Consider the following 5865-nt stretch of genomic DNA (forward strand, 5'->3'; position numbering starts at 1 on the left):
TCGCAACCAGGGCGCCGACTACAGCTCGATCCTCGTGGGCATTCAGGTGCCAGCGGCCGAGGACGCGGAGTTCCGCCGTTTCCTCGCCACGCTCGGCTATCCGCATTGGGAAGAGACGCAGAATCCGGCGTATCGGTTGTTCCTGCAATGATGCGTATGCACTCATCCGCGCGGCACGCGCGAGGCATGGCGCGATAAAACTGCTGGAAAACACCAGGCCCGGCCAGAGTGCTCGTCAGTATACTGAGCCACTGCTGCCGGGCGTCGTCGCCTCAGGAAGATTGGGCGCCGTGCGTCGGACTCACCTGGAGGATGACGAATATGCTGCGCATTGCACTTGGCCGTCTGATGGCTCTTTCCACGATCGCCGTGGCTGCGCTCGGTGCGTTGCCCGGCGCGGCGTATGCCGATGCCGCGCATCCCGTGGTCGCGCTGCTGCCCGGCGTGACCGACCCGTTCTACTTCACGATGTATCGCGGCGCCGAGCGCGCGGCGAAGGAAGAGCATGTGCAGTTGCTGTTCCAGGTTCCAAAGGCCTGGAATACGACCGAGCAGGTGCCGATTCTCAAGGCCCTGATCGCGAAGCATCCCGATGTGCTGCTCGTCTCGCCGGTCGACAAGCAGCAGATGATTGCGCCGCTCAAGGAAGCCGCCGACGCCGGCATCAAGGTCATCACCGTGGATACCTATATCGGCGACGGTCACTACCAGACCGGCAAGGGCGACGCCGATTTCCCGCTTGCCTATATTGCTTCGGACAACCTGGAAGGCGGCCGCGTGGCGGCGCGTGCGCTTGCGAAAGCGATCGGCGACCACGGCACGGTCTACTGCGAGGACAACAAGCCGGGCATCTCCAGCACCGACGCGCGCGTGCAGGGCTTCATGGATGAGATGAAAAAGCATCCGAACATCAAGGTGCTCGAAACGCAATACAACGAAGACGACGCCAATCGTGCCGCCGCGCACGTGGCCGCCGTGCTCGCGCGCAATCCCGATCTCGCGGGCGTGTTCGGAGCGAACACCTTCTCGGGCAGCGGTGCCGCGCAAGGCGTGAAGACCGCGGGCAAGCAAGGCCAGGTCAAGGTCGTGGTCTTCGACGCCGTGCCGGGCATCGACGACAAGATCAGTAGCGGCCTCGTCTCCATCGCCATTGCACAACGTCCGTACGACATGGGCTATTACGCGGTGAAATCAGCCGTCGACGCGATCCACGGCAAGAAGATTCCTGTCTACCGGGGCACGGGTTTCGTGGTGCTCGACAAGTCGAATATCGACATGCCGGAAATGAAGGTCTACATCTACTCGAACTGACCGGACCGACCGACGGGACGGACCCGCGCGCCATGAACGACAAACGGCTCGATCGCCTCGCGCTCGTCAGCAAGGTCTGGCCGTGGCTATTCCTGGGCGCGCTGCTCGTCTTCTTCGAAGTATGGGCGCGCATCTCCGCGCATCGTTCCTTCGTCTTCAACGCCTATAACCTGCAATCGATCGGCCTCGCGGCCAGCGCGCCGCTGCTGCTCGCCATCGGTCAGACCTTCGTGATCGTGACCGCGGGCATCGACCTCTCGGTGGGATTCGTCATGGGTCTCGCGGCCGTGTGCGTGGCGCAGTTCACGATTCCGGGCGGCGGCTCGCCGTGGGTACTGCTGCTGTCGATTCCGCTTACGATCCTTGTCTGCCTGATTCCCGGCTTCGTCAATGGCGTGCTGATCGCGCGCCTTGGCGTGCCCGCGTTCATCGGCACGCTCGGCATGTACGGCGTGGCACGCGGCGCGGGGTTTCTCGCTGCCGGCAGCGGCATGACCGTCGCCGTCGACAATGCCGGACTCGCATGGCTCGGCCAGGGCTGGACGCCCGTCGCGCTCACGGCCGTGCTGCTCGCCTTCATGCACTTCGTGCTCTCGCAAACGAAGTTTGGGCAATACACCTATGCAATCGGCGGCAACCCGCAATCGGCCGTGCGTGCGGGCATCAACGTGCGCCGCCATCTGTTCGCGATCTATCTGATCGCGGCCGCCTTTGCCGCGATCGGGGGCATCGTCTATACCGCGCGCTTCGCGGCCGGCGCCGCCAACGCGGGCGAGCCGATGTTGCTCGACTCGATCGCGGCGGTCGTGATCGGCGGCGCGAGCCTCTTTGGCGGCACGGGCACCGTGGTCGGCACGTTGATTGGCTCGCTCATCATCGCCGTCATCGAATTTGGCCTCGTTTTTATCGACGTCAACGCGTTCTGGCAGTTCATCGTGGTGGGGATCGTGATCATCGTGTCGGTGCTGATCGATCAGTACAAGGAGCGGCTCGGAGGCGCGCAATGAGCCATGCGCCCGCAACGCCGGTGCTCGAGGCGCGCGACATTTCGATTCGCTTTGGCGGTGTCGAGGCGCTCAAGCGCGTCTCGTTGCACCTGATGCCCGGCGAAGTGCTCGCGCTCGCGGGCGATAACGGTGCGGGCAAATCCACGCTCATCAAGATCCTCTCGGGCGTCTATCGTGCCGATGCGGGCGAACTGCACTTCGACGGCCGCGCGATGCAGCTGCGCGATCCTCAGGACGCGCGCGCTCAGGGCATCGAAACGATTTATCAGGACCTCGCGCTTGCCGACAATCTCGACGTGGGCAGCAACATCTTTCTCGGCCGCGAACCCACCCGCCGCAAGCTGGGCTTTCAGGTGATCGACCGGCCGCGCATGGCGCAAGTCGCGCGCGAAGTGCTGGAACGGCTCGATATCGTGATTCCGCCGCGCAAGCTCGGCGGCCCCGTGAAGATGCTCTCGGGCGGACAGCGCCAGGCCATCGCCATCGGCCGCGCGATTTACTGGAACGCGCGCGTGCTCATCATGGACGAACCCACGGCCGCGCTCGGCGTGCCGGAGCAGCGCAAGGTGATGGCGCTGATAGGTTCGCTCAAGGCGCAGGGGGTGGCGGTCTTGCTCATCTCACACAACCTGCACGATATTTTTGCGGTGTCCGACCGCATCGTCGTGCTGCGCAGGGGCGAGGTCGCCGGCGAGCGCCAGATCCAGCACACGAACGGCGACGAGATCGTGCGGCTCATGGTGGGCGATAGCTACGCGAACGGCGCGCGCTGATGCCGGCACGCATGTGGCAGGCGCATGCCAAGCCGGATTTCGCGGCACAATATCACCTTGAGCCTCAGCCATCTTTCCGTTTTTCAGCCTCACTACCATGACGCATCTCGATCCTGCCGATATCTCGGGCTGGCACGCCCACATCTATTTCGACGCCAGCACGCGCGACGCTGCGTGGGCTTTGCGCGAGACCATCGCGGCGCATCTGGGCGACGCCGTGGAGATCGGGCGTTTTCACGAGCGTCCGGTCGGCCCGCATCCGATGTGGTCGTACCAGCTCGCCATTCCGGCCGCGCGCTTTGCCGCGGTATTCGCGTGGCTCGTGCTCAATCACGGCTCGCTCGACGTGTTCGTGCATCCCAATACCGACGATGCGTTGCGCGATCATCGCGATGCCGCTGTATGGATCGGCCATTCACACACGCTCAACCTCGCCGCGCTTGGCGGCTGAGCCTGCTGTCGAAGTTTTGATCGCTGAATCGGCCCGATACACAACATGAGCGGGCCGCAATTCGATATTGCGGCCCGTATTGTTTGAGGCACCGTACTCGACGCGCCGTCACGCGGCAGCGCTCAGTCTTTCGCTCAGTGGCCGAACGACTCCTTCTCGGCGCCCGGACCGGCTTGCATGACGTGCGGCCGCGCGACCTGCTTCACGAGCAATGCCGCACAGGCCACGAGACCGGCCACGGCAATTGTCGCGAAGATCCCCGCGAACGAGAAATGCCGGCGCGCCAGCTCGGCCACGAGAAACGACCCGGCGATGCCGCCGAAGCGGCCGATCCCGAGCATCCACGCGACCCCGGTCCCGCGGCCTTGAGTGGGGTAGAAGGCGGCAGCGAGCGCGGGCATCGACGATTGCGCGGTGTTCATGAGCACGCCCGCCGCGAACACGGCCATCACGAGCGCGCCCACATTGCCCACGGCCTGGCCGATGAGCCAGACGGAGAGCGCGGTCAGCGCGTAGCACGCGGCGATGATGCGGTTGGCGTTGAAGCGGTCCATCAGCACGCCGCACAGCACGGCGCCGATACCGCCGAGCGGAAACAGCGCCGAGATCAGCGTCGCGCGGGCGGGCGGCAGGCCGGCGTCCTTGAGCAGCAGCGGCATCCAGTTGATCGACGCGTAGAAGATCACGAGGCCCATGAAATAGGCGATCCACAGCATCACGGACCCGATCGCATATCGACCCGAGAGCACCACGCCGAGGCCCTTGCCATCGGCGTGTGGCGCGCTCTCGGTCATGGTGAACGACTGCGCGGTTTGCGCGTCGGCGGAAATGCGGGCGAGCGCGGCCCGGATACGCTCGGCAGGCCGCTGGTTCGCCACCATGTAGCGCACCGACTCCGGCATGCGCAGCGCAAGCGGAATGGCGAGCACGAGCGGCGTAACGCCGCCGAGCAGGAGTACGCTGCGCCAGCCGAGGTGCGGAATCATCCACGCGGCGAGAAACCCGCCGAGCGCCGCACCCAGCGGAAAGCCGCAGAACATCAGATTGATGATCGTCGCGCGGCGGGCGTCGGGACAGTATTCGCCCATCATCGTGACGGCGTTCGGCATGGCCGCACCGAGGCCCACGCCTGTAACGAAGCGAAGCCAGACGAGGTGGTCGATGCTCGAGGCGAACGCCGACGTGAGGCAAGCCGCGCCAAACACGAGCACCGCGCCAAGCAGCATGGTGCGGCGGCCGAGCCGGTCGGAGAGCGGACCCGAGACGAGCGCACCGCAGGCGAGGCCGAAGAGCGCGGCGCTCAACACCGGCGCGAGGGCGGGCTTGCTGAGGCCCCACTCGCCGAGCAGCGAGGGCGCGATGAAGCCGATGGCCGCCGTGTCGAAGCCATCGAGCAGGACGATGGCAAAGCAGAGCAGGAAGATGAACCCCTGAAACGGTGAGAACGGATGCTCGTTGATGAACGTCTGGACGTCGACAGCTGAACTGCGGCTCATGAAATGTCTCCTGACGTTACGCGGGCGCGTGTGGGCGGTGCACCCAGGGTGGCTCGCGATTCTTATGCTGTGAATTCCGCACACGAATCGTACGCGCGTGCGGTTGCGACGGATATCGGGGACATTATTGAGGGTAGCGCGCAGCGGGTCTCGTGCGCTCGCGTTTGCGTGGGTGCCCCCTATTGCGGGGAGATCGTCAATTTCACGCGGCTCGCGCCGACTGTCTGTGCGGTGATCTCGGTGCGGCTGCCACGCTCGCCTAGATAGAAGTGTTGGCGGCCCGGCGAATTTCCGTCGTGGGTGGCGGCGGGCAGGCAGGCGGCGATATCGGCACCTACGCCTTCGAGGGCGTCCGCGCCCGAACCGGCCTGGGCGTCACGCGTGTTCCACGTGCATTGATAGCTGCCCCGATTCGTCGCGCACTGGGCGTCGTCTCCGTAGGGCTGGGCAACGGCTCGCCCGTCCTCTGGACTCAGCGACGCGAAATGCTGCGGCGCCGCCTCGACTATGCGCTTGAGCGCGGCACAGGGGCTTGCGCTGTCGTCCGCGTGGGCGGCAGGCGGCGCGATGAGCGAGAGCGTGGCGGCGAAGCAAGCCGACGCGCGAATCACGATCCTGGCGATTTCTGGTCTCATGGTTGAATCGCTGCGATTGCGGCAGCGCCTCATAGGGCGATCGATGGACGTGTGCCGCAAACGACATGCCGGGAGCGGCCCGGGCGGAGCCGCATCCTGGGAACAGGCTGCCAAAGGGGACTTTGGTATGAGGAAAGAGGCTTTTAGCCGACCGTGATTTCTCGCTTGCACAGGCAAGGGTGCGCGCGTTAA

At 65.2% G+C, this 5865-nt stretch carries 7 protein-coding genes; 5 read left to right on the top strand and 2 right to left on the bottom strand.

Annotated elements, in window-relative coordinates; translation table 11 throughout:
• The 5 genes from BO1_RS58665 to BO1_RS47820 all read left to right on the top strand — a co-directional run.
• A partial coding sequence (locus BO1_RS58665; RefSeq protein ID WP_156992808.1) for a hypothetical protein occupies positions 1 to 151 on the top strand: 151 nt, incomplete at its 5' end.
• Positions 152 to 321: 170 nt separating this feature from the next.
• Positions 322 to 1311 (top strand): ABC transporter substrate-binding protein, encoded by a 990-nt coding sequence (locus BO1_RS47805; protein WP_028223638.1) that lies wholly within the window; start codon positions 322 to 324, stop codon positions 1309 to 1311.
• A 32-nt stretch (positions 1312 to 1343) separates the two neighbouring features.
• Positions 1344 to 2318: an ABC transporter permease subunit gene (locus BO1_RS47810; RefSeq protein WP_028223639.1), complete on the top strand. Its 975-nt coding sequence runs from the start codon at positions 1344 to 1346 to the stop codon at positions 2316 to 2318.
• Entirely contained in the window at positions 2315 to 3091 is a 777-nt protein-coding gene (locus tag BO1_RS47815) for an ATP-binding cassette domain-containing protein (protein WP_028223640.1), read from the top strand. Before BO1_RS47810 ends, BO1_RS47815 begins: the two co-directional genes overlap by 4 nt.
• A 97-nt stretch (positions 3092 to 3188) precedes the next feature.
• The gene (locus BO1_RS47820) at positions 3189 to 3542 is read left to right on the top strand and encodes a DOPA 4,5-dioxygenase family protein (RefSeq protein ID WP_028223641.1); all 354 of its coding nucleotides are present in this window, start codon (positions 3189 to 3191) and stop codon (positions 3540 to 3542) included.
• 134 nt (positions 3543 to 3676) lie between these two features.
• Here BO1_RS47820 and BO1_RS47825 read toward each other — a convergent pair whose 3' ends face one another.
• Together BO1_RS47825 and BO1_RS47830 are read right to left on the bottom strand one after the other, a co-directional pair.
• Positions 3677 to 5038 carry an MFS transporter gene (locus BO1_RS47825; protein ID WP_028223642.1) on the bottom strand — a complete coding sequence of 454 codons (1362 nt, stop codon included), beginning with the start codon at positions 5036 to 5038 and terminating at the stop codon, positions 3677 to 3679.
• 179 nt (positions 5039 to 5217) lie between these two features.
• Complete coding sequence (locus BO1_RS47830) at positions 5218 to 5673, bottom strand: hypothetical protein (RefSeq protein ID WP_084688841.1); 456 nt, start codon at positions 5671 to 5673, stop codon at positions 5218 to 5220.
• Positions 5674 to 5865: the final 192 nt, after the last annotated feature.

Origin of the sequence: Paraburkholderia oxyphila NBRC 105797 (assembly GCF_000685075.1) — a bacterium.
GTDB classification, from domain to species: Bacteria; Pseudomonadota; Gammaproteobacteria; order Burkholderiales; family Burkholderiaceae; genus Paraburkholderia; species Paraburkholderia oxyphila.